We start from the raw sequence: 20297 nt of genomic DNA, 5'->3' as shown, positions 1-20297 counted from the left end.
ACTTCCCAAAAAACCCTCAGCAGCACCGACGTAACCCTCAGCACCCCTCCCTCAGGGTGCGTATCGCCGGAGGCAACACCGTGACCACGAAGGACATCCTGGACGCGATCCAGTCGCCGGACTCGACGCCGGCCGACTTCGCCGCCCTGCCGCTCCCCGAGTCGTACCGCGCGATCACCGTGCACAAGGACGAGACGGAGATGTTCGCGGGCCTGGAGACCCGCGACAAGGACCCGCGCAAGTCGATCCACCTCGACGAGGTGGCCCTGCCGGAGCTCGGCCCGGGCGAGGCCCTGGTCGCCGTCATGGCATCGAGTGTCAACTACAACTCGGTGTGGACCTCGATCTTCGAGCCGCTGTCGACCTTCGGGTTCCTGGAGCGCTACGGCAAGCTCTCCGAGCTGACCAAGCGGCACGACCTGCCGTACCACATCATCGGCTCCGACCTCGCGGGCGTCGTCCTGCGCACCGGCCCGGGCGTCAACGCCTGGAAGCCCGGTGACGAGGTCGTGGCGCACTGCCTGAGCGTGGAGCTGGAGAGCTCCGACGGGCACAACGACACGATGCTCGACCCCGAGCAGCGCATCTGGGGCTTCGAGACCAACTTCGGCGGCCTGGCAGAGATCGCACTTGTCAAGTCCAACCAGCTGATGCCGAAGCCGGGCCACCTCAGCTGGGAGGAGGCCGCCGCCCCGGGGCTCGTGAACTCGACCGCGTACCGGCAGCTGGTCTCCCGCAACGGCGCCGGCATGAAGCAGGGCGACAACGTCCTCATCTGGGGCGCGAGCGGCGGACTCGGCTCGTACGCCACCCAGTTCGCGCTGGCCGGTGGCGCCAACCCGATCTGTGTCGTCTCCAGCCCCCAGAAGGCGGACATCTGCCGGGCGATGGGCGCGGAGGCGATCATCGACCGCAACGCCGAGGGCTACAAGTTCTGGAAGGACGAGAGCACCCAGGACCCGAAGGAGTGGAAGCGCTTCGGCAAGCGCATCCGCGAGTTCACCGGCGGCGAGGACATCGACATCGTCTTCGAGCACCCCGGCCGCGAGACCTTCGGCGCGAGCGTCTTCGTCACGCGCAAGGGCGGCACCATCACCACCTGCGCCTCGACCTCGGGCTACATGCACGAGTACGACAACCGCTACCTGTGGATGTCCCTGAAGCGGATCATCGGCTCGCACTTCGCCAACTACCGCGAGGCCTGGGAGGCCAACCGGCTGATCGCGAAGGGCAAGATCCACCCGACGCTGTCGAAGACCTACGCCCTGGAGGAGACCGGGCAGGCCGCCTACGACGTGCACCGCAACCTCCACCAGGGCAAGGTCGGCGTGCTGTGCCTGGCCCCCGAGGAGGGTCTCGGCGTGCGCGACGAGGAGATGCGCGCCAAGCACCTCGACGCCATCAACCGCTTCCGCAACATCTGAGACACCCGGGGTCATAGATGACTGAGCGTCAGCCCGCCGAAGGCAAGCGGGAGAAGGACCGGCCGTGGCTCATGCGCACGTACGCCGGCCACTCCACGGCCGAGGCGTCCAACGAGCTGTACCGCCGCAACCTCGCCAAGGGGCAGACGGGCCTCTCCGTGGCCTTCGACCTGCCGACGCAGACCGGCTACGACTCCGACCACATCCTCGCCCGCGGCGAGGTCGGCCGGGTCGGCGTGCCGATCGCACACCTCGGTGACATGCGCCGGCTGTTCCAGGACATCCCCCTGGAGCAGATGAACACCTCGATGACGATCAACGCCACCGCCATGTGGCTGCTGGCGCTCTACCAGGTCGTCGCCGAGGAGCAGGGCGCGGACATCACCAAGCTCCAGGGCACGACCCAGAACGACATCGTGAAGGAGTACCTGTCGCGGGGCACGCACGTGTTCCCGCCGGGTCCCTCCCTCCGTCTGACGACGGACATGATCGCGTACACGGTCTCCCACATCCCGAAGTGGAACCCGATCAACATCTGCAGCTACCACCTGCAGGAGGCGGGCGCCACGCCGGTCCAGGAGATCGCGTACGCGATGTCCACGGCGATCGCGGTCCTGGACGCCGTCCGGGACTCCGGTCAGGTGCCGGCCGAGAAGTTCGGCGACGTCGTCGCGCGCATCTCCTTCTTCGTCAACGCCGGCGTGCGGTTCGTCGAGGAGATGTGCAAGATGCGCGCCTTCGGCCGCATCTGGGACAAGGTCACCCGCGAGCGGTACGGCATCGAGAACGCCAAGCAGCGCCGTTTCCGGTACGGCGTCCAGGTCAACTCCCTCGGGCTGACCGAGGCGCAGCCGGAGAACAACGTCCAGCGGATCGTCCTTGAGATGCTCGCCGTGACCCTCTCGAAGGACGCACGCGCGCGTGCCGTGCAACTCCCGGCCTGGAACGAGGCCCTGGGCCTCCCCCGGCCCTGGGACCAGCAGTGGTCGCTGCGCATCCAGCAGGTCCTCGCCCACGAGAGCGACCTGCTGGAGTACGAGGACATCTTCGAGGGCTCGCACGTCATCGAGGCGAAGGTCGCGAAGCTCGTCGAGGAGTCGCTCGCGGAGATCGAGCGGATCCAGGAGATGGGCGGCGCGATGGCCGCCGTCGAGTCCGGCTACCTCAAGTCGCAGCTCGTCTCCTCGCACGCGGAGCGGCGCGCTCGTATTGAGTCCGGTCAAGAGAAGATCGTGGGCGTCAACATCTTCAACACGACCGAGCCGAATCCGTTGACGGCCGATCTCGACACAGCGATCCAGACAGTCGATCCAGCTGTCGAGGCCCGGGTCATCCAGTCCTTGCGGACCTGGCGCGACACGCGCTACCAGCCGCCCTTCAACCACCCGCGCCCGTGCAAGGCGCTGGAGAAGCTGAAGGAGGCGGCCAAGGGCACCGGCAACCTCATGGAGGCCACCCTGGAGTGCGCCCGTGCGGGGGCCACGACCGGTGAGTGGGCCGGTGCCCTGCGCGAGGTGTTCGGCGAGTTCCGCGCCCCGACGGGCGTCTCGTCGGCGCCGGTGGCGGTTCCCGCCGAGGAGGGCTCGGCCATGTCCGAGGTCCGCCGCAAGGTCGACCTGACGGCCAAGGACCTGGGCGTCGGCAAGCTCCGCTTCCTGGTCGGCAAGCCGGGCCTGGACGGGCACTCCAATGGCGCCGAGCAGATCGCCGTGCGGGCCCGTGATGCCGGGTTCGAGGTGGTCTACCAGGGCATCCGGCTGACGCCCGAGCAGATCGTGGACGCGGCCCTCGCCGAGGACGTGCACGCGGTGGGCCTGTCCATCCTCTCCGGCTCGCACGCCCAACTGGTCCCCGACGTGCTCGAACGGCTGCGTGTGGCCGGTGCCACAGACATCCCCGTCATCGCCGGTGGGATCATCCCCAATGGAGATGCCGAGCAGCTCAGGGCCGCGGGTGTGGCCGCGGTCTTCACCCCGAAGGACTTCGACATCACCGGAATCATCGGCCGCATCGTCGACGAGATCCGGACAGCGAACAAGCTCGACCCCCTGGAGGTCCCCGCATGACCACGCCCGTCAACCGTCTGCGTCCGCGACGCTCCTGCCTCGCGGTCCCCGGAAGCAACCCCCGCTTCCTGGAGAAGGCGCAGGGCCTCCCCGCCGACCAGGTCTTCCTCGACCTGGAGGACGCGTGCGCCCCGCTCGCCAAGCCCGAGGCGCGGCACACGATCGTCAAGTTCCTCAACGAGGGTGACTGGACCGGCAAGACGAGGGTCGTGCGCGTCAACGACTGGACGACCGAGTGGACGTACCGGGACGTCGTCACGGTCGTCGAGGGGGCCGGCCAGAACCTCGACTGCATCATGCTGCCGAAGGTGCAGACCGCCCAGCAGGTCGTCGCCCTCGACCTCCTGCTGACCCAGATCGAGAAGACGATGGGCTTCGAGGTCGGCAAGATCGGCATCGAGGCGCAGATCGAGAACGCCCAGGGCCTCAACAACGTCAACGAGATCGCGACGGCCTCCCAGCGCGTCGAGACGATCATCTTCGGCCCGGCCGACTTCATGGCGTCGATCAACATGAAGTCGCTGGTCGTGGGCGAGCAGCCGCCCGGCTACCCGGCGGACGCCTACCACTACATCCTGATGAAGATCCTGATGGCGGCCCGCGCCAACGACCTCCAGGCGATCGACGGCCCCTACCTCCAGATCCGCAACATCGACGGCTACCGCGAGGTCGCCCAGCGCGCCGCGGCCCTCGGCTTCGACGGCAAGTGGGTGCTGCACCCGGGACAGGTCGAGGCGTCCAACGAGATCTTCTCGCCCTCGCAGGAGGACTTCGACCACGCCGAGCTGATCCTGGACGCGTACGACTACTGCACCTCCGAGGCGGGCGGCAAGAAGGGCTCGGCGATGCTCGGCGACGAGATGATCGACGAGGCCAGCCGCAAGATGGCGCTGGTCATCTCCGGCAAGGGTCGTGCGGCCGGTATGCAGCGCACGTCGAAGTTCGAGATCGCGGAGGCCTGAGCGCGATGCAGTTCGGACGCACCTACGAGGAGTTCGAGGTCGGGGCGGTCTACAAGCACTGGCCCGGGAAGACGGTCACGGAGTACGACGACCACCTCTTCTGTCTCCTGACGATGAACCACCACCCGCTCCACATGGACGCCAACTATGCGGAGAACACGACGGACTTCGGCAAGAACGTCGTAGTGGGGAACTACATCTACTCGCTGCTGCTGGGCATGTCCGTGCCGGACGTGTCGGGCAAGGCGATCGCCAACCTGGAGATCGAGTCGCTCCGGCACGTGGCGCCGACCTTCCACGGCGACACGATCTACGGCGAGACGACGGTCCTCGACAAGACGCCCTCGAAGTCGAAGAACGACCGCGGGATCGTCTACGTCGAGACCAAGGGCTACAAGCAGGACGGCACGCTGGTCTGCGTGTTCCGCCGCAAGGTGATGGTGCCGACCGAGACGTACATCAAGGAGCGCGGCGGCGAGCAGCCCGGCCGCCCCGAGCTCAAGTCGCAGGAGAAGTAAGCCATGGCCCGTCTCGCCCAGACCGCCGGTCTGACCGACGTCCAGCAGGAGATCCTGTCCACCGTCCGCGACTTCGTGGACAAGGAGATCATCCCGGTCGCCACCGAGCTGGAGCACCGCGACGAGTACCCGCAGCAGATCGTCGACGGGCTCAGGGAGTTGGGCCTGTTCGGCCTGATGATCCCGGAGGAGTACGGGGGTCTGGGCGAGTCGCTCCTCACCTACGCCCTGTGCGTCGAGGAGATCGCCCGCGGCTGGATGTCGGTCTCCGGCATCATCAACACCCACTTCATCGTTGCGTACATGCTCAAGCAGCACGGCACGCAGGAGCAGAAGGACCACTTCCTGCCGCGCATGGCGGCCGGCGACATTCGCGGCGCCTTCTCGATGTCGGAGCCGGGCCTCGGCTCGGACGTGTCCGCCATCACCTCCAAGGCGGTCAAGGACGGTGACGAATACGTCCTCAACGGCCAGAAGATGTGGCTGACGAACGGCGGAACGTCAAGTCTGGTCGCCGTACTCGTCCGAAGTGATGAAGGACACCCCGAGGGGACCGCGCCCCACAAGTCGATGACGACCTTCCTGGTCGAGAAGGAGCCCGGTTTCGGAGAGGTCCGGCCCGGCCTCACCATCCCCGGGAAGATCGACAAGATGGGCTACAAGGGCGTCGACACCACCGAGTTGATCATGGATGGCCTGCGGATTCCGGCCAACCGTGTGCTCGGCGGCGAGACCGGCCGAGGTTTTTACCAAATGATGGACGGCGTCGAGGTCGGCCGCGTCAACGTGGCGGCGCGTGGCTGCGGCGTCGCTCAGCGTGCCTTCGAACTCGGCGTCCAGTACGCCCAGCAGCGGCACACTTTCGGCAAGGCGATCGCCCAGCACCAGGCCATCCAGTTCAAGCTGGCCGAGATGGCCACCAAGGTCGAGGCCGCCCATGCGATGATGGTGAACGCCGCACGCAAAAAGGACTCCGGCGAACGAAACGACCTCGAGGCAGGGATGGCGAAGTACCTCGCCTCCGAGTACTGCAAGGAGGTCGTGGAGGACGCGTTCCGGATCCACGGTGGCTACGGCTTCTCCAAGGAGTACGAGATCGAGCGCCTCTACCGCGAGGCGCCGATGCTGCTCATCGGTGAAGGCACCGCCGAGATCCAGAAGATGATCATCGGTCGCAGGCTGCTCGAAGAGTATCGATTCCAGGGCTAGATGTCCGGATACGGGGTGTTTTCTTGGAGAAGAAGATCACACCCCGTCAGCACTCTTCAGCCGCCGACTCGGCTTCCTGGCTTGCCCAGTTGTGGCCGTCGACCGGTACGATCCCCGGAAAGCCGCCGTCCCCCGTTCCAGCGCGGCATCATCCGCTACGAAGGTCATCCATGCCCCACAGCCAAACCTCTGCACCACGCGACAGCCTGGCAGGCGTACGTCTTGCGCGCGGAGCATCGCCGTGGCTTCTGCCGACCGTCGCCACCGCAGCCCTCAGCCTGGCCCGTGCGCGCCGCTCCGGCGTCGCCAAGGCCGTGGCCGTGCCCGCCACCGCGCTCGCGGCGGGCATGCTGTGGTTCTTCCGCGACCCCGAGCGCGAGATCGCCGCGGGCCGGGTCATCTCGCCCGCCGACGGTGTGGTGCAGAGCATCATGCCGTGGAAGGACGGACGGACCCGCGTCGCGATCTTCATGAGCCCGCTCAACGTCCACGTCAACCGCGCGCCCCTCTCCGGCCAGGTGACGTCGGTCGAGCACATCCCCGGTGGGTTCGTTCCGGCGTTCAACAAGGAGAGCGAGAACAACGAGCGCGTAGTCTGGCATTTCGACACCGAACTCGGCGACATCGAGATGATCCAGATCGCCGGTGCGGTGGCCCGCCGCATCGTCCCCTACATCCCGCAGGGCACGAAGGTCGAGCAGGGTGACCGTATCGGCCTGATCCGTTTCGGGTCGCGCGTCGACATCTACCTGCCCGAGGGCGTGGAGGTCGCGGTCGAGGTCGGTCAGAAGACCGTGGCTGGGGTGACTCGCATTGACCGTGATTGATCCTGATACCCAGGCGGGCTGGGTGCCCGAGGCCGAAGAGGTCGACGAAGAGGAGGAGATGCCTCTTTCTCTCCGCCTCTCAATAGCGGACACCCTCACCCTCGGTAACGCGACGTGCGGCTTCATGGCGGTGTACTTCACCACCACCGGCATCCTGATCCCGCACCTGACCGACAGCCAGGAATCCGGCATGGCCCGCAACAGCGCGGCCACCGCGGTCATCCTGATGCTGTGCGCGGCGGTCTTCGACCTGTTCGACGGCCTGGTGGCGCGCAAGCTCCGCTCCTCCCCCATGGGCGCGGAACTGGACAACCTCTCCGACCTGATCAGCTTCGGCCTCGCGCCGGCGTACTTCGTGCTGGTCTACGGCATGGTCGCCGACGACGCGTACCAGAAGGTGGCGGCGGTCGGGGCAATCGTGGTGCTCCTGGCCGTGGTCCTGCGTCTGGCGAGATTCTCGTGCGTGACACCGACGAACGGCATGTTCCAGGGCATGCCGTCCCCGTTCGGCGCGCTGACGGTCGTCTCGATCGTGCTCCTGGAGCTGCCGTTCTTCGCGACGCTCCTGGCGATCCTGGGCACGGCCTGGCTGATGGTGAGCCGGGTCGAGTACCCGAAGCCGCGCGGTCGCAGCGCGGCGGCGATGCTCACCTGGATCGTGCTGAGCATGGGCCTCCTGGCGGCGTGGGCCTTCGACGCCCCGAGCGGCCAGCTGCTCCTCCAGACGGGCTGCGCACTGCAGCTGGTCATGGGCGCGGTCATCCCGCTGTTCGCCACGGCCCGCCGGGTGAACAACTTCCGCGACAACCGCCGCGAGGCGCGGGCGGCACAGCCGTAGCGGATCCTCTACGACGGTGAAGGGCCCCGAGTCGGTCGACTCGGGGCCCTTTGTCGTGCCGGCCGTGCCGGCTGTCGTCGTACCGGCCATACCGGCCGCCTCAGGTCAGGAAGTCCCGCGCGATCTGCTCGGCCACCCGCTCCAGGATCGGCCCCGCCTCCGCGATGCACTTGGCGACGTCCGGCTCGACGCCGGTCAGCGGGTACGCCCGGCGGATCCCGGCCCGGCCCAGCGCCTCCGGGGGCAGGGCGAGGCGGCCGCAGACCGCGACGACCTCCTTGTCGGCGGCGCGGGCCGCGGCGGCGACGCCTGCGGGGGCCTTGCCGTGCAGGGTCTGCTCGTCCAGGGAGCCCTCGCCGGTGATCACCAGCTCCGCGCGCTCCAGGGCGGGCGCGAAGCCCAGGACGTCGAGCATGACCTCGATGCCGGGGCGGAAGCGTGCGCCGACCAGGAGGGCGCCGTAGCCGATGCCACCGGCCGCGCCGGCGCCGGGCGAGGCGGCGTGCTCGGCGGCCTCGGCGCCGATCGCCTCCTCCAGCACCTTGGCGTAGTGCGCGAGGGCCGAGTCCAGGGCCTCCACGTCGTCCGGGGAGGCGCCCTTCTGCGGGCCGTACACGGCCGGGGCGCCCTTGGGGCCGGTGAGGGGGTTGTCGACGTCGCTGGCGAGGACCAGCTCGACGGAGCCGAGGCGCGGGTCCAGGCCGGACAGGTCGGCCGAGGCGAGTTCGCTCAGGCCGCCGCCACCCGGCGGGACGGGCTCGCCCTCGGCGTCCAGGAAACGGGCGCCCAGGGCGGACAGCATTCCGGCGCCGCCGTCGGTCGTGGCGCTGCCGCCGACGCCGAACACGATGGTCCGCGCGCCCGCGTCGAGAGCGGCCCGCAGCACTTCGCCGGAGCCGTAGGTGGAGGCCGTGAGGGGCGCGAAGACGCCCGCGGGGAGCCGCTGGAGGCCGCTGGCCTCGGCCATCTCGACGACCGCCGTGTCGCCGCGCAGCGCGAAGGCCGCCGTGACCTCGTTCCCGAGCGGTCCGGCGACCTGGACCTCGCGCCGCTCGAAGCCTGCCGCGACGGCCGCGTCCACGGTGCCGTCGCCGCCGTCGGCGACGGGCAGCGAGGCCACCTCGACAGCCGGTACGACTCTGCGCAGCCCGGCCGTCACCCGCTCGGCGACCTGCACGGCCGTCAGCGATCCCTTGAACTTGTCCGCGGCGATGAGCACGCGCTGTGTCACCTGTATCCCCTTGCTCTCCGGGCCTCGCGCACGTCAAGGCCAGTCGCGCCGTTGCGACCTTAACCGGAGACCGCCCCCGCCGTCATGCGCCGCCCGGACCCTGAGAAGGGCGTGGGCACAACGTACGAGCGCCGTGAGAGGCGCCTGTGCGGACGGCCAAAACCCGAGCGGGCGCCCCCGGAATTGGGTAAACCGGTCCTATGACCCCTGTGGGCACCGCACCAGAGCTCGCCGACCGCGTCCTCGGGGGCTGGCTGGGCCGGATCGCGGGCAACATGCTCGGGAAGCCGGTCGAGCAGGGCGACCTGTGGACGCGGGACCGTATCGACCGCTATCTCCGGCAGGCCGCCGCCCTGCCGCTGACCGACTACCTCCCCGAGCCCGCCGACGAGAGCGACGGCTTCGAGCTGCGCCCCGAGTGGCGCGAGTGCGTGCGCGGCCGCATCCACGGCAGCTGCCGGGACGACGACGTCGACTACGCGATCCTCGGCCTCGACCTCCTCGAGACCCACGGCTTCGGCTTCAGCACCGAGCAGGTCGGCGACCTGTGGCTGCTGAGACTGCCGTACCTCCAGACCTTCACGGCGGAACGGGCGGCGTACCGCAATCTCGCGAACGGTCTGAAGCCGCCGCTGACCGCCACCTACGACAACCCCTACCAGGAGTGGATCGGCGCCCTGATCCGCGCCGACATCTACGGCTGGACCTGCCCCGGCGTCCCGCGCCGGGCCGCCTCGCTGGCCCGCCGGGACGCGGTGCTGTCGCACACCGGGAACGGGGTGTACGGCGCGATGTGGGCGGCCGCGCTGATCGCGGCGGCGTTCACGGCGCCCACCGTCCGGCACGCCATGGACCAGGCGCTGTCCGTCATCCCCGCCTCCAGCCGCCTGGCCCGCACCGTACGACGGGTCGTCTCGCTCCACGACACCCGGATGACCTGGGAGGACACGCTCACCACGGTCGCCGAGGAGACCGCCGGGCTCGGCTGGATCCACACCATCCCGAACGCCGCCGTCCTCACGGCGGGCCTGCTGTACGGCGACGGAGACTTCACCCGCACCATCACCCTCACCGTCCGCGGTGGCCTGGACACCGACTCCAACGGGGCGACCGCGGGCTCCGTGGCCGGCGTACTGACGGGTGCGGAGGCGATCCCGGTGCAGTGGAAGGAGCCGCTGGAGGACACGGTCCGCAGCGCGGTGTTCGGCTTCGACGGGGCGCACATCAGCGAGCTGGCGGAGCGGACGCTGCAACTCGCGGGATCAGAGAGCTGAGGCCCGGCCGACGGGTGGCACAGCCTCGGCGAACACCCCGGGCCGTATTCCCAGCGCGCGCAGCACGAGGCGGTCGCGCAGTCCGTCGGGCAGGAACCGGAGCAGGGCGAGGGCGCGGCCGTCGCGGCCGGTGGTGTGGAGAGTGGCGGGGCGGCGCGCGGTGAGAGCGCGTACGACGGCGTGTACGGCCGGGTCGACGGGCCCGGGTGTCTGGCGGGCGGCCGTGGCGCGTACGGCGTCCAGGGCCGCGGCGTAGTGGTGCCGGACCTCTTCCGAACCCGCCCACCCGAGCTCCGCGCTCGCCTTGTCGGCGGTCGCGAAGATGGCGGTGTCCATGGCGCCCGGTTCGACGAGGGAGACCTTGACGCCCTGGTGGTGCAGTTCCGCGCGCAGGGACCCGGTGAGTGCCGAGAAGGCCGCCTTGGACGCGGCGATCGGGCCGAAGAAGGGCGGCGGGACGCGGGCGGAGACGGCCCCGATGTTCACGATGCGGCCGGCCGCCGTCCGCAGGGCGGGCAGGAAGGCGCGGATCACGGCGGCCTGCCCGATGACGTTGATCTCGAACTGGCGCCGCCAGGCTTCGGCGGGCGTCAGCTCGACGGGGCCCTGTCCCATGATGGCCGCGCTGTTCACGAGCCCGTCGAGGCGTGGCCCGACCGCCTCGGCGGCGGCGAGGACGGACTCCTCGTCGGTCAGGTCCAGCGGGACGGGAGTGAGGCCGGCCGCGCGCAGCGCCTGCGCGTCCGCAGGCCGGCGGTGGGCGGCGTACACGATCCAGCCGTCGGCATGCAGCCTGCGCGCCACGGCGGAGCCGACGCCGCCGGTGGCACCGGTGACGAAGGCTGTTCGGGGAGGGGTCAGCTCAGCCACAAGGGCCGCCTTTCACAAGGGAGTTCGCTGTCCCATCCACCCTCCGCCGGAGCGCGGGCCGGGTGAAGAGTGCAGAATTTACTGGTGGCAGTGACACCACCACCGGAGGCGAGGCATCAGCCGCGCAGGGCGCTGGGTGCCTTCCTGCGCTCCCGCCGCGAGCGCGCCGACCCCGCGGGGACCGGGCTGCCGCCCGGCGGCCGGCGCCGTACGCCGGGCCTGCGCCGCGAGGAGGTCTCGCTGCTGTCCGGCGTCAGCCTGACCTGGTACACGTGGCTCGAGCAGGGCCGCGACATCAATGTCTCGCCGCAGATCCTGCTGGCCCTGTCCCGCGCCCTCCGGCTGGACGAGGTGGAGCGTGCCCATCTGTTCCGGCTGTCGGGACTGCCGGTACCGGAGCCGGCCGAGCGGTCCCCGGACGTCCCGGACGCGGTCCGTACGTTCCTGGACACCCTGCTGCCCAACCCGGCGTTCGTGATCGACCGCTGCTTCGACGTGCTGGCCTGGAACCGGGCGCAGGAGCAGATTCTGGGCAGCGCCCTGGTCGACCGCGGGCCGGGCGAGCTGAACAGTGTCTGGATGCTCTTCCGCGAGCCCCTGCTGCGCACGTTGATGCCCGATTGGGAGGCGGAGGCCCGCTGGCTGACCGGGCTGCTGCGCCAGCAGGCGGCGTACGAACTCGACAACCCCCGTTTCACCGAGCTGATCGACGGGCTCCTCGCCACCAGCCCGGAGTTCGCCGCGCTGTGGCCGGAGCACGATGTCGTGGAGTTCCGCTCCTCCGTCCGCCGCTACCGGCACCCGGAGGTCGGGGACCTCAAGCTGTCGTACGTACGCATGGCGCCGGCGGAGGCTCCCTGGCTGAGTCTGGTCTGCCACTTCCCCGAGCCGGGCAGCGAGGACGAGAAGCGGTTGCGCAGGCTGGTTACCCTTCCTGAATGACCAGCTCAGAAGAATTCGCCGCGTACGTCGCGGGTCTGCCCCGCATCATCTCCGGTGCCGCCGCGCTTTTCCGTGACGCGGAGGGCCGGGTGCTGCTCGTCGAGCCCAACTACCGTGAGGGGTGGGCGCTTCCGGGCGGCACGATCGAGTCCGACGGTGGTGAGACCCCGCGGCAGGGCGCCCACCGCGAGACGCTGGAGGAGATCGGCCTCGACCGCCCGCTCGGCCGCCTCCTCGCGGTGGACTGGATCTACCGCCCGGGCTGGCCGCCGCTGGTGGCGTACCTCTACGACGGCGGAGTCCTCACGGAGGACGAGTTCAAGGCGATCCGCCTCCAGGAGGAGGAGTTGCTGTCCTGGCGGCTGGTGGCCCGCGAGGACATCACGGACTACCTCCCCGGCCCCTTCGGCCGCCGCGTCCTGGTGGCACTGGACGTCCTGGCGGAGGGCTCGGGCACGGCGGAGCTGGAGAACGGGCGCCGGGTGGAAGCGGACCTCTGAGCACCCGCCACCCGCAATATCCACTCGCCCCACCGGCCGGCCCCGCCCTACCCTCGGCCCCATGAACAGGCCTCTCGTCGCCATTCTCAGTGGTGCCGGTATCTCGACCGACTCGGGCATCCCCGACTACCGCGGCCCCAACGGGCTGTGGCGGAAGGATCCCGAGGCCGAGAAGCTCGTGACGTACGAGTACTACATGGGGGATCCGGAGATCCGGCGGCGGTCGTGGCAGATGCGGCGGAAGAACCGGACGCTGCACGCCGAGCCGAATGCCGCGCACCTCGCCGTGGCCGGGCTGGAGAAGGCCGGGGTGCCCGTGCGGGTCATCACGCAGAACGTCGACGGGCTGCACCAGCTCGCCGGGATGCCCGCCCGCAAGGTGCTCGAACTGCACGGCAGCGCACGGAGTTTCGTGTGCACCGGGTGCCAGGCACGCGGGCCGATGGAGGACGCCCTCGCCCGCGTCGAGGCCGGGGAGGACGATCCGCCGTGCCTGGAGTGCGGCGGGATCCTCAAGTCGGCGACCGTCATGTTCGGGGAACGGCTGGACCCCGTCGTGCTCGGCGAGGCCGTCGCCATCAGCAAGGCCTGCCAGGTGTTCATCGCCGTCGGCAGCAGCCTGCAGGTGCAGCCCGCCGCGGGGCTCGCCGGGATCGCCGCCGACCACGGGGCCCGGCTCGTCATCGTCAACGCAGAGCCGACGCCGTACGACGACCGGGCCGACGAAGTCGTCCGCGAGCCGATCGGGACTGCCCTACCCAGGCTCATGGAAGAGTTGAGCGCGGGGAAGAACGCCTAGACTCCGGCGGGAGGCCGCCGCGCTGCTCGGGAGTTCCGGCACAGGAAGGCGGCAGTAGCCGCGGGCCGACACTTCTGGAACCGGCGCCTCCAGAAGAGGGTGGCCGCGCTCAGAACAGGGCCGCCGCGCTTTCGAAGTCCAGCAGGCGCTGCTTGCGGTCCAGGCCGCCGCCGTAACCCGTGAGGCTGCCGTTCGCGCCGACCACCCGGTGGCAGGGCACGATGATGCCGATCGGGTTCTTGCCGTTGGCGAGGCCCACGGCGCGGGAGGCTGCGGGTTTGCCCAGGGCGTCGGCGAGTTGGCCGTAGCTGCGGGTCTCGCCGTAGGGGATCCGGCACAGCTGGTCCCAGACCGTGCGCTGGAACGGGGTTCCGTTCAGACGGAGTTCGAGGGTGAACTCCTTCAACTCGCCCTTGAAATAGGCCTCCAGCTGTTCCTCGGCCTCGGCGAAGAGGCTCTCGTTCCGCCCGCCGAAGGACTCCTCCGGTGGACGGTGCCGCTGTTCGGTCATGTAGAGACCACACAGGACTCCGTCCTCGGCGACGAGGGTGAGGGGTCCGTACGGGCTGTCGATCACAGTGTGCTGTTTCACCGGATTTCCCTGGTTCTGCTCGGTTTTCCTCATACGGGCAGGAAGTTGATGGGGTGGTCGTCCGTCGCCCACAGGTACTGGACCGCGTACGCCCGCCAGGGGCGCCAGGCCGACGCGCGGGACGTGAGGGCGGCCGGGGTGGAGGGCAGGCCCAACTCCTGGGCGGCGCGGCGGATTCCGAGGTCGGTGGGGAGGAAGGCGTCGGGGTCGCCGAGGGCGCGCATGGCGATGACGTCGACCGTCCAGGGTCCGAAGCCGGGGAGGGCGAGGAGTTGGGCGCGGGTTTCCGCCCAGTCGCTCTCGACGCCCAAGTTGACGGTGCCGTCGGCGAGTTGGCGTACGAGTGTGGTGAAGGTGGTGCGGCGGGTGCGGGGCATCGCCAGGGACTCGGGGTCGACGGCGGCGAGGGCCTCGGGCGTCGGGAAGAGGTGGGTGAGGCCGCCCTCCGGGTCGTCGATCGGGTCGCCGTGCGCTGCGACCAGGCGGGCCGCGTGGGTGCGGGCCGCGGCCGTGGAGACCTGCTGGCCGAGGACGGCCCGTACGGCGAACTCCGCCTCGTCGACCGTGCGCGGGACGCGTCGGCCGGGGGCCTTGTCGACCAGCGGGGCGAGGAGGGGGTCCGTGCGGAGCTGGTCGTCGATGGCGACCGGATCGGCGTCCAGGTCGAGCATGCGGCGGCAGCGGCTGATGGCGACGGGCAGGTCGCGCAGGTCGCTGAGGGTGAGCCGGCAGGCGATGTGGTCGGACCTGGGGGTGAGGGTCGCGATGCCATGGCCGTAGGGGAGGCGGAGGGTGCGGCGGTAGGAGCCGTCGCGCCACTCCTCCACGCCGGGTACGGCGGTGGCGGCGAGGTGGCCGAAGAGGTTGTCGGGGTTGAGGGGGCTGCGGAAGGGGAGGCGGAGGGTGAGCGTGCCGGGGGTGCCGGCGGTCGTGAGCGCCTTCGCCTTCGGCAGGCGGGCGCGCAGTTCGCTCGGGGTGAGGGCGAAGACCTCGCGGACGGTGTCGTTGAAGGTGCGGATCGAGGAGAAGCCGGCGGCGAAGGCGATCTCCGCCATGGGCAGTGGGGTCGTCTCGATCAACAGGCGTGCGGTCTGGGCGCGTTGGGCGCGGGCCAGGGCGAGCGGGCCGGCACCGAGTTCGGCGAGCAGCTGGCGTTCGACCTGCCGGGAGCTGTAGCCGAGGCGGGCGGCGAGGCCGGGTACGCCCTCGCGGTCGACCACGCCGTCGGCGATCAGGCGCATCGCGCGGGCCACCAGGTCGGCGCGCTGGTTCCACTCCGGGGAGCCGGGGCTGGTGTCGGGGCGGCAGCGCTTGCAGGCGCGGAAACCGGCCTGCTGACAGGCGGCCGCGCTCGGGTAGAAGGTCATGTTCTCGGGCTTGGGCGGTACGACCGGGCAGCTGGGCCGGCAGTAGATCCGGGTGGTCAGGACCGCCGTGAAGAACCAGCCGTCGAAGCGGGCGTCCTTGGACTGGACGGCGCGCACGCAGCGCTCTCGGTCGGTGTGCATCCCGTTCTGCATGGGTCCAGCATCGACGATCGGCAGGGTGCGGGCTGGCGGGAATCCGACATCAACCTCGTGTGGGCTGGGGCGGCGCGGATCACCTGCCGAAACGTCCGACACTCAGGTCACATGAACAATCGTTCATACGTTCCTGTACGCTGGGTAGGATGCCCTCATGGGTCATGGAGCCGTCACCGCAGCGCAGGATGCCACCGAGCGCGTACGTCTGGACGCGGGCAATGTCGCCAAGGTGGCCACCACGCTGCAGGCCCTGTCGACGCCGTCCCGACTGCTGATCCTCGCGCGGCTGCGTGAAGGGCCGTTGCCCGCCACGGAGTTGGCGGCCGAGGTGGGCATGGAGCAGTCGGCGTGCTCGCATCAGCTGCGGCTGCTGCGCAATCTGGGTCTTGTCACGGGCGAGCGGCACGGGCGGTCGGTGGTCTACACGCTGCACGACCACCATGTCGCCGAGCTCCTGGACCAGGCCGTGTACCACGTCGAGCATCTGCGGCTGGGGATCAGTGACGCCGGGGACTGAGCGGTCCGTCGCCTCGCGAAGGCAGATGTGGCCCTTGTACGCCGCCGGTTTCACCACGGCCTTCGGTGCGCACGGCATCGCCGCGAACCTCGGGGGCGCCGGGCGGGACACGGTCACCTCGCTGCTCGTCCTGGGCGGGCTGCTCGCGCTCTACGACGGTGCCGAGGTGCTGCTGAAGCCGGTGTTCGGGACACTGGCCGACCGGGTCGGGGCGCGGCCGGTGCTGCTGGGCGGTCTGGTGGCGTTCGCGGTCGCGTCCGCGCTCTACGTGCTCGCGGACAGCCCGGGGTGGCTGTGGGCGGCGCGACTGGGACAGGGAGCCGCGGCCTCCGCGTTCTCGCCGTCGGCGTCCGCGCTGGTGTCCCGGCTGAATCCGGCGGCCGAACAGGGCCGTGCGTTTGGGAGTTACGGCTTCTACAAGTCGATCGGCTACACGCTCGGTCCGCTGCTCGGCGGGGTGCTGGTGTGGGAGGGCGGGCTGCGGCTGCTGTTCGCGGTGCTGGCGGTGCTCGGGGCGGGCGTGGCGGTCTGGGCGCTGGCCGCCGTACCCGCCGTACCGCCGCTCCCCCGGGCCCGGCAGACGGTGCTGGACCTGGCACGGCGGCTGGCGGACCCGGCGTTCCTCGGACCGACGGCGGCACTCGCGGGGGCGACGGCCGCACTGTCGGTCGGGGTGGGCTTCCTGCCGGTGTCGGGCCGGGCGGCGGGGCTCGGCACGGTGGCGACGGGCGCTGCGGTGTCGGTGCTGGCCGCCTGCGCGGCGGTCGTACAGCCGCGTGCGGGGCGGGCGTTGGACGCCGGGCGGCTCACCGCGCGCGCCGGGCTCACGGCCGGGCTGCTGCTCGCGGCGGCCGGGCTGGCCTGCGCGATGCTCCCGGGGCTGACCGGCGTCCTGCTCGCTGCGGCCCTCATCGGCGCCGGCACCGGCCTGATCACCCCGCTCGGCTTCGCGGCCCTGGCCTCCTCGACCCCGAAGGAACGGCTCGGCCAGACCATGGGCGCGGCGGAACTCGGCCGTGAACTCGGGGACGCGGGCGGCCCGTTGCTGGTGGCCGCGGTCGCCGCGGCGGCCACACTGACGTACGGGTACGCGACGCTGGCACTGGTGCTGGCCGGCGGGACGGCACTGGTGGCGGCGGCGCGGGCGCGAGGTGGGGAGCGGGCGTGAACCAGCCCGGAGGCGGGGCTCGTGCGTGAACCCTCCGCGAGGCGACATCGCAGGTGAACCCACCGCGCGACGGCTTCGCACGTGAACCCTCGGGGACGAGGCTTCGCACGTGAACCCTTGGGGACGAGGCTTCGCACGTGAACCCTCGGGGACGTGGCTTCGGACGCGAACCCTCGGCGAGGCGACTTCGGACGCGAACGCTCGGCGGGGCGACTTCGCACGTGGGCCCTCGGCGGGGCCACTTCGGACGCGAGAGGCGGGGCCACTTCGCGCGTGGCCCCTCGGCGAGGCGGCTTCGCCCGTGAACCCCGTTCACGCCATCCGTCGGCCCGACGCCTCCTGCTCGGAGGCCAGCGCCCAGATCACGAACACGTCGATCGCCATCATGATCACGGACCAGACCGGTGCGTACGGCAGGAACAGGAACTGGGCGATCAGGCTGAGCGAGGCGAGCAGGATGCCGGCGAAGCGGGCCCAGGCGGCGGCCTTGAGCACGCCGTATCCGGTGGCGGCGACGAGGGCGCCGAGGACGACGTGGATCCAGCCCCAGCCGGTGAGGTCGAGCTCGTAGACGTAGCTGCCGACACGGCCGTACACGTCGTCGTCGGCGATCGCGGCGATGCCCTGGAGGATGGCGAGGATGCCGTTGCAGAGCATCAGCACGCCGGCGAACACGGCGCCGCCGGACACCCAGCCGTCGCCGGGTTCCCTCCGGGCGGCCGGGCGGTCGGCCGACCAGGGCTCGCCGATCTCGCTCTGCGGGGTTCCGGGCTTGTGCGGTGCGTCGTGGCTCATGAGCGGTGATCCCTTCAGCGGCCCCCCGTCGTCGGCTCAGTCCGAGCCTTCGGGCGGGCGACGGATACCGCCCTTCGGGGTACTCCGAACGGGTGAGGCCGCGGTCGGCACGGTGCCCGCGGTGAGCAGCGGGGACAGCGGCAGCGGGGTGTGGACGTCGGCCCTCATCTCCCGCCTCCCGCCTGCCGGTCGGGGCCGTGGCCCGTCACGCGCCGCCCTCGCCGAGCAGTTCGCGCAGGGCCTTCTCCTCCTCGGGGCTCAGGCCGGTGACGAAGTGCTGTAGGGCGGCGATCGGATCAGGGCCCCGGTCCAGGGCGTGGTGCATGGCCTCGGCGGTCATCTGCGCCGCGTTCTTCGCCGGGCGGTAGGCGCCGCGCCGGCCGTCCGCGTCCCGCAGCACGAGGCTCTTGTCGTGCAGCCGCCGCAGGATGGTGTGCACGGTGTTGTAGGCGAGGTCGCCGCCGAGTTCGGCCTGGATCTCGGCCGGCGTGAGCGCCCGGTCCGTCGCCCAGAGGGTGGCCAGGACCTCGCTCTCCAACTCGCCCGGGCTGCGTCGCTCGGCCCTGCCACGAGGAGTCCTGCCTGCCATGGCCACCACCTTACGGTGCGTAGGGTCCGTCGGTCACCGACTCGCACCTCCCCCTTACCCGCCTCCGACCTCCGTCCGACCTACAGGTTGTAGTGTGCCGACAGACCCTACAACCTGTAGGGCCGGAGGGATGGACGATGGTACGAGCCTCCGACGCCGTGGCCGCGCTCGCACGGGCGCGGACCCCCGCCCGCCCCGCACCGCACGCGCCGCCCCCGGCCGCCCGCCCGGACGCGCGCCTGCTCCTGGCCGTGCCGGCCGCCTTCACCCTCCTCCAACTCGCCCTGGTGCGGACCGGAATGGGCCTCGGCTGGGACGAGTCGGTGTACGTCAGCCAGGTGAGCGGACACGCACCGGCGGCGTTCTTCAGCGCGCCGCGCGCCCGCGGCATCACCCTGCTGGTCGCCCCGATCGCCTCCTGGTCCTCGTCGACCCCACTCCTGCGGGTGTACCTCGCGATCCTGTCCGGCCTCGGCCTGTACTGGGCCCTGCGGGCCTGGCGAGGCCTGTTCCCGACCCGGGTGCTCGCGGCCGGCGGCGCACTGTTCGCCTCCTTGTGGATCACTCTCTTCTACGGTCCCCAGGCCATGCCCAACTACTGGGTGGCCGTGGGTGCCCTGGCCGCCGTCGGCTTCCTCCTCCACGCCCGCCGCGACCCCACCCGGCGCGGCCCCCTGTGGGGCCTGGCCACGGGCGCGGCGCTCATGGCATGGATGCGCCCCACGGACGCCGTCTGGGTCGCCCTCCCCCTGCTCGCCCTCTGCCTCCGGGACCGCCGCCCGCGCCCGCTGCTCGTCCTCCTCGGCGGTCTGGCGGCGGGTGCGGTCGAGTGGATCGTCGAGGCGTACGTCCGGTACGGCGGCCTCGGCGCCCGGCTGTCCGCCGGTTCCCGCATCCAGGGTGGCCTGGGCCTGCACGACGCCGTGGCCGACCAGCTGCGCAGCCTGGGCGGACGGGCACTGTGCCGGCCGTGCACCGGGGCGGTGCCGAGCGCGCCGGTGATCGCCTGGTGGTTCGTCCTGCCGCTGCTCGGGGCCGCCGCGCTGGTGATCGCGGTACGTGGCCGCCGTACCACCGCCACGGCGCTGCCACTGGCCTGCGCCGTGACCGCGGCCGTGCCCTACCTGTTCCTCATCGGCTACGCGGCGCCCCGCTTCCTGCTGCCCGCCTACGCCCTGCTCGCGATCCCGGTCGCGGACGCCCTCACCCACCTCGTGACCGCGCCGAGGGGGTGGTGGCGGCTGGTCGCGGTGACGCTGGTGGCCGTCGGGGTGGCCGGTCATCTGGCCGTACAGGCCGCGGTGTTGGAGACCACGGTGTCGCGTACGACGGCCGCGCACCGCGTCTGGGCCCGCACGGCCACGCAGCTGCACCGCCTGGGTGTGCGCCCGCCCTGTCTGCTCACCGGGGGCGACTCGGTCCCCGTCGCCTTCGCCGCCGGGTGCGCCTCGGCCTACACCGGCGGCCACGACGCCAGCACCACCGCCGCTGGCCTCGCCCGCACCGCGCGGCGCACGCCGGTCGCCTACCTGACCACCGGCGCCGCCCGTCCGCCGTCGTACGCGCGGGGCTGGCAGCGGTACCGGGTGGCCGACGGGTACGTGTACGTGGCGGAACACCGGCCCGCGTGAGGGCGGTCGGGACGGTCAGGAT

Annotated in this window: 21 protein-coding genes; 14 read left to right on the top strand and 7 right to left on the bottom strand. The window is 71.0% G+C overall.

Annotation, left to right across the window (positions count from 1 at the left end):
• The first annotated feature begins 80 nt into the window (after positions 1–80).
• The 7 genes from ccrA (at position 81) to pssA (ending at position 7844) form a co-directional block, all read left to right on the top strand.
• On the top strand, positions 81–1424 hold the full coding sequence (gene ccrA, locus ACQEWB_RS40490) for a crotonyl-CoA carboxylase/reductase (RefSeq protein WP_432840277.1): 1344 nt from the start codon (positions 81–83) through the stop codon (positions 1422–1424).
• A 17-nt stretch (positions 1425–1441) separates the two neighbouring features.
• Entirely contained in the window at positions 1442–3490 is a 2049-nt protein-coding gene (locus ACQEWB_RS40485; RefSeq protein WP_432840275.1) for a protein meaA, read from the top strand.
• Complete coding sequence (locus ACQEWB_RS40480; RefSeq protein WP_432840273.1) at positions 3487–4452, top strand: HpcH/HpaI aldolase/citrate lyase family protein; 966 nt, start codon at positions 3487–3489, stop codon at positions 4450–4452. Before ACQEWB_RS40485 ends, ACQEWB_RS40480 begins: the two co-directional genes overlap by 4 nt.
• 5 nt (positions 4453–4457) lie before the next feature.
• The gene (locus ACQEWB_RS40475) at positions 4458–4970 is read left to right on the top strand and encodes a MaoC family dehydratase (protein ID WP_432840271.1); all 513 of its coding nucleotides are present in this window, start codon (positions 4458–4460) and stop codon (positions 4968–4970) included.
• Between the two features lie 3 nt (positions 4971–4973).
• On the top strand, positions 4974–6179 hold the full coding sequence (locus ACQEWB_RS40470) for an acyl-CoA dehydrogenase family protein (protein ID WP_242763353.1): 1206 nt from the start codon (positions 4974–4976) through the stop codon (positions 6177–6179).
• 170 nt (positions 6180–6349) lie between these two features.
• Complete coding sequence (locus ACQEWB_RS40465) at positions 6350–7006, top strand: phosphatidylserine decarboxylase (protein WP_432840268.1); 657 nt, start codon at positions 6350–6352, stop codon at positions 7004–7006.
• Positions 7007–7028: 22 nt separating this feature from the next.
• Entirely contained in the window at positions 7029–7844 is an 816-nt protein-coding gene (pssA, locus tag ACQEWB_RS40460) for a CDP-diacylglycerol--serine O-phosphatidyltransferase (RefSeq protein ID WP_432844251.1), read from the top strand.
• Between the two features lie 100 nt (positions 7845–7944).
• On the opposite strand, the gene ACQEWB_RS40455 is transcribed toward pssA, so the two are convergent.
• On the bottom strand, positions 7945–9063 hold the full coding sequence (locus ACQEWB_RS40455; protein ID WP_432844249.1) for a glycerate kinase: 1119 nt from the start codon (positions 9061–9063) through the stop codon (positions 7945–7947).
• A 212-nt stretch (positions 9064–9275) separates the two neighbouring features.
• On the opposite strand from ACQEWB_RS40455, the gene ACQEWB_RS40450 reads away from it, so the two are divergent.
• The gene (locus ACQEWB_RS40450) at positions 9276–10349 is read left to right on the top strand and encodes an ADP-ribosylglycohydrolase family protein (RefSeq protein ID WP_432840266.1); all 1074 of its coding nucleotides are present in this window, start codon (positions 9276–9278) and stop codon (positions 10347–10349) included.
• On the opposite strand, the gene ACQEWB_RS40445 is transcribed toward ACQEWB_RS40450, so the two are convergent.
• Positions 10338–11219 (bottom strand): SDR family NAD(P)-dependent oxidoreductase, encoded by an 882-nt coding sequence (locus ACQEWB_RS40445; protein ID WP_432840264.1) that lies wholly within the window; start codon positions 11217–11219, stop codon positions 10338–10340. The two genes, ACQEWB_RS40450 and ACQEWB_RS40445, sit on opposite strands and share 12 nt — an antisense overlap.
• Before the next feature lie 84 nt (positions 11220–11303).
• On the opposite strand from ACQEWB_RS40445, the gene ACQEWB_RS40440 reads away from it, so the two are divergent.
• The 3 genes from ACQEWB_RS40440 (at position 11304) to ACQEWB_RS40430 (ending at position 13460) form a co-directional block, all read left to right on the top strand.
• Entirely contained in the window at positions 11304–12161 is an 858-nt protein-coding gene (locus ACQEWB_RS40440) for a helix-turn-helix transcriptional regulator (protein ID WP_432840262.1), read from the top strand.
• Positions 12158–12661 carry an NUDIX domain-containing protein gene (locus ACQEWB_RS40435; RefSeq protein WP_432840260.1) on the top strand — a complete coding sequence of 168 codons (504 nt, stop codon included), beginning with the start codon at positions 12158–12160 and terminating at the stop codon, positions 12659–12661. Before ACQEWB_RS40440 ends, ACQEWB_RS40435 begins: the two co-directional genes overlap by 4 nt.
• Positions 12662–12722: 61 nt before the next feature.
• Positions 12723–13460 carry an SIR2 family NAD-dependent protein deacylase gene (locus ACQEWB_RS40430; protein ID WP_432840258.1) on the top strand — a complete coding sequence of 246 codons (738 nt, stop codon included), beginning with the start codon at positions 12723–12725 and terminating at the stop codon, positions 13458–13460.
• Positions 13461–13569: 109 nt separating this feature from the next.
• Here ACQEWB_RS40430 and ACQEWB_RS40425 read toward each other — a convergent pair whose 3' ends face one another.
• Positions 13570–14052 (bottom strand): methylated-DNA--[protein]-cysteine S-methyltransferase, encoded by a 483-nt coding sequence (locus tag ACQEWB_RS40425; RefSeq protein ID WP_432840256.1) that lies wholly within the window; start codon positions 14050–14052, stop codon positions 13570–13572.
• A gap of 29 nt (positions 14053–14081) precedes the next feature.
• Positions 14082–15572 (bottom strand): AlkA N-terminal domain-containing protein, encoded by a 1491-nt coding sequence (locus ACQEWB_RS40420; protein WP_432840254.1) that lies wholly within the window; start codon positions 15570–15572, stop codon positions 14082–14084.
• A gap of 157 nt (positions 15573–15729) precedes the next feature.
• Here ACQEWB_RS40420 and ACQEWB_RS40415 point away from each other — a divergent pair, with 157 nt between their 5' ends.
• Together ACQEWB_RS40415 and ACQEWB_RS40410 are read left to right on the top strand one after the other, a co-directional pair.
• The gene (locus ACQEWB_RS40415; RefSeq protein ID WP_432840252.1) at positions 15730–16092 is read left to right on the top strand and encodes an ArsR/SmtB family transcription factor; all 363 of its coding nucleotides are present in this window, start codon (positions 15730–15732) and stop codon (positions 16090–16092) included.
• Positions 16093–16117: 25 nt separating this feature from the next.
• Complete coding sequence (locus tag ACQEWB_RS40410) at positions 16118–17260, top strand: MFS transporter (RefSeq protein WP_432840250.1); 1143 nt, start codon at positions 16118–16120, stop codon at positions 17258–17260.
• 312 nt (positions 17261–17572) lie between these two features.
• Here ACQEWB_RS40410 and ACQEWB_RS40405 read toward each other — a convergent pair whose 3' ends face one another.
• From ACQEWB_RS40405 to ACQEWB_RS40395, 3 genes are read right to left on the bottom strand one after another with little or no spacing between them, the layout of a single operon-like run.
• Complete coding sequence (locus ACQEWB_RS40405) at positions 17573–18055, bottom strand: DUF7144 family membrane protein (RefSeq protein ID WP_432840248.1); 483 nt, start codon at positions 18053–18055, stop codon at positions 17573–17575.
• A 36-nt stretch (positions 18056–18091) separates the two neighbouring features.
• Positions 18092–18223, bottom strand: coding sequence for a hypothetical protein (locus tag ACQEWB_RS40400; RefSeq protein ID WP_432840246.1), 132 nt, complete (start codon positions 18221–18223; stop codon positions 18092–18094).
• A gap of 37 nt (positions 18224–18260) precedes the next feature.
• A complete protein-coding gene (locus ACQEWB_RS40395) occupies positions 18261–18644 on the bottom strand; it encodes a BlaI/MecI/CopY family transcriptional regulator (protein ID WP_432840244.1) in 384 nt (127 codons plus the stop codon).
• Positions 18645–18781: 137 nt separating this feature from the next.
• Between ACQEWB_RS40395 and ACQEWB_RS40390 the strand changes: the two genes are divergently transcribed.
• Positions 18782–20275, top strand: a complete 1494-nt coding sequence (locus ACQEWB_RS40390; RefSeq protein WP_432840242.1) for a hypothetical protein — start codon at positions 18782–18784, stop codon at positions 20273–20275.
• Positions 20276–20297: the final 22 nt, after the last annotated feature.

This window comes from Streptomyces sp. CA-249302, from assembly GCF_050936785.1.
Lineage (GTDB): Bacteria > Actinomycetota > Actinomycetes > Streptomycetales > Streptomycetaceae > Streptomyces.
Note: the sequence above shows the minus strand (reverse complement) of the source record. Positions and strands in the feature narration are given on the sequence as shown.

Bases quoted from the DNA above. Each gene is read 5' to 3' on its own strand.
- ACQEWB_RS40405 (WP_432840248.1), bottom strand. From the start codon at position 18,055: ATGAGCCACGACGCACCGCACAAGCCCGGAACCCCGCAGAGCGAGATC.
- ACQEWB_RS40400 (WP_432840246.1), bottom strand. From the start codon at position 18,223: ATGAGGGCCGACGTCCACACCCCGCTGCCGCTGTCCCCGCTGCTCACC.
- ACQEWB_RS40410 (WP_432840250.1), top strand. From the start codon at position 16,118: ATGTGGCCCTTGTACGCCGCCGGTTTCACCACGGCCTTCGGTGCGCAC.
- ACQEWB_RS40450 (WP_432840266.1), top strand. From the start codon at position 9,276: ATGACCCCTGTGGGCACCGCACCAGAGCTCGCCGACCGCGTCCTCGGG.
- ACQEWB_RS40430 (WP_432840258.1), top strand. From the start codon at position 12,723: ATGAACAGGCCTCTCGTCGCCATTCTCAGTGGTGCCGGTATCTCGACC.
- ACQEWB_RS40420 (WP_432840254.1), bottom strand. From the start codon at position 15,572: ATGCAGAACGGGATGCACACCGACCGAGAGCGCTGCGTGCGCGCCGTC.
- ACQEWB_RS40470 (WP_242763353.1), top strand. From the start codon at position 4,974: ATGGCCCGTCTCGCCCAGACCGCCGGTCTGACCGACGTCCAGCAGGAG.
- ACQEWB_RS40415 (WP_432840252.1), top strand. From the start codon at position 15,730: ATGGGTCATGGAGCCGTCACCGCAGCGCAGGATGCCACCGAGCGCGTA.
- ACQEWB_RS40475 (WP_432840271.1), top strand. From the start codon at position 4,458: ATGCAGTTCGGACGCACCTACGAGGAGTTCGAGGTCGGGGCGGTCTAC.
- ACQEWB_RS40465 (WP_432840268.1), top strand. From the start codon at position 6,350: ATGCCCCACAGCCAAACCTCTGCACCACGCGACAGCCTGGCAGGCGTA.
- ACQEWB_RS40485 (WP_432840275.1), top strand. From the start codon at position 1,442: ATGACTGAGCGTCAGCCCGCCGAAGGCAAGCGGGAGAAGGACCGGCCG.
- ACQEWB_RS40480 (WP_432840273.1), top strand. From the start codon at position 3,487: ATGACCACGCCCGTCAACCGTCTGCGTCCGCGACGCTCCTGCCTCGCG.
- ACQEWB_RS40390 (WP_432840242.1), top strand. From the start codon at position 18,782: ATGGTACGAGCCTCCGACGCCGTGGCCGCGCTCGCACGGGCGCGGACC.
- ACQEWB_RS40435 (WP_432840260.1), top strand. From the start codon at position 12,158: ATGACCAGCTCAGAAGAATTCGCCGCGTACGTCGCGGGTCTGCCCCGC.
- ACQEWB_RS40395 (WP_432840244.1), bottom strand. From the start codon at position 18,644: ATGGCAGGCAGGACTCCTCGTGGCAGGGCCGAGCGACGCAGCCCGGGC.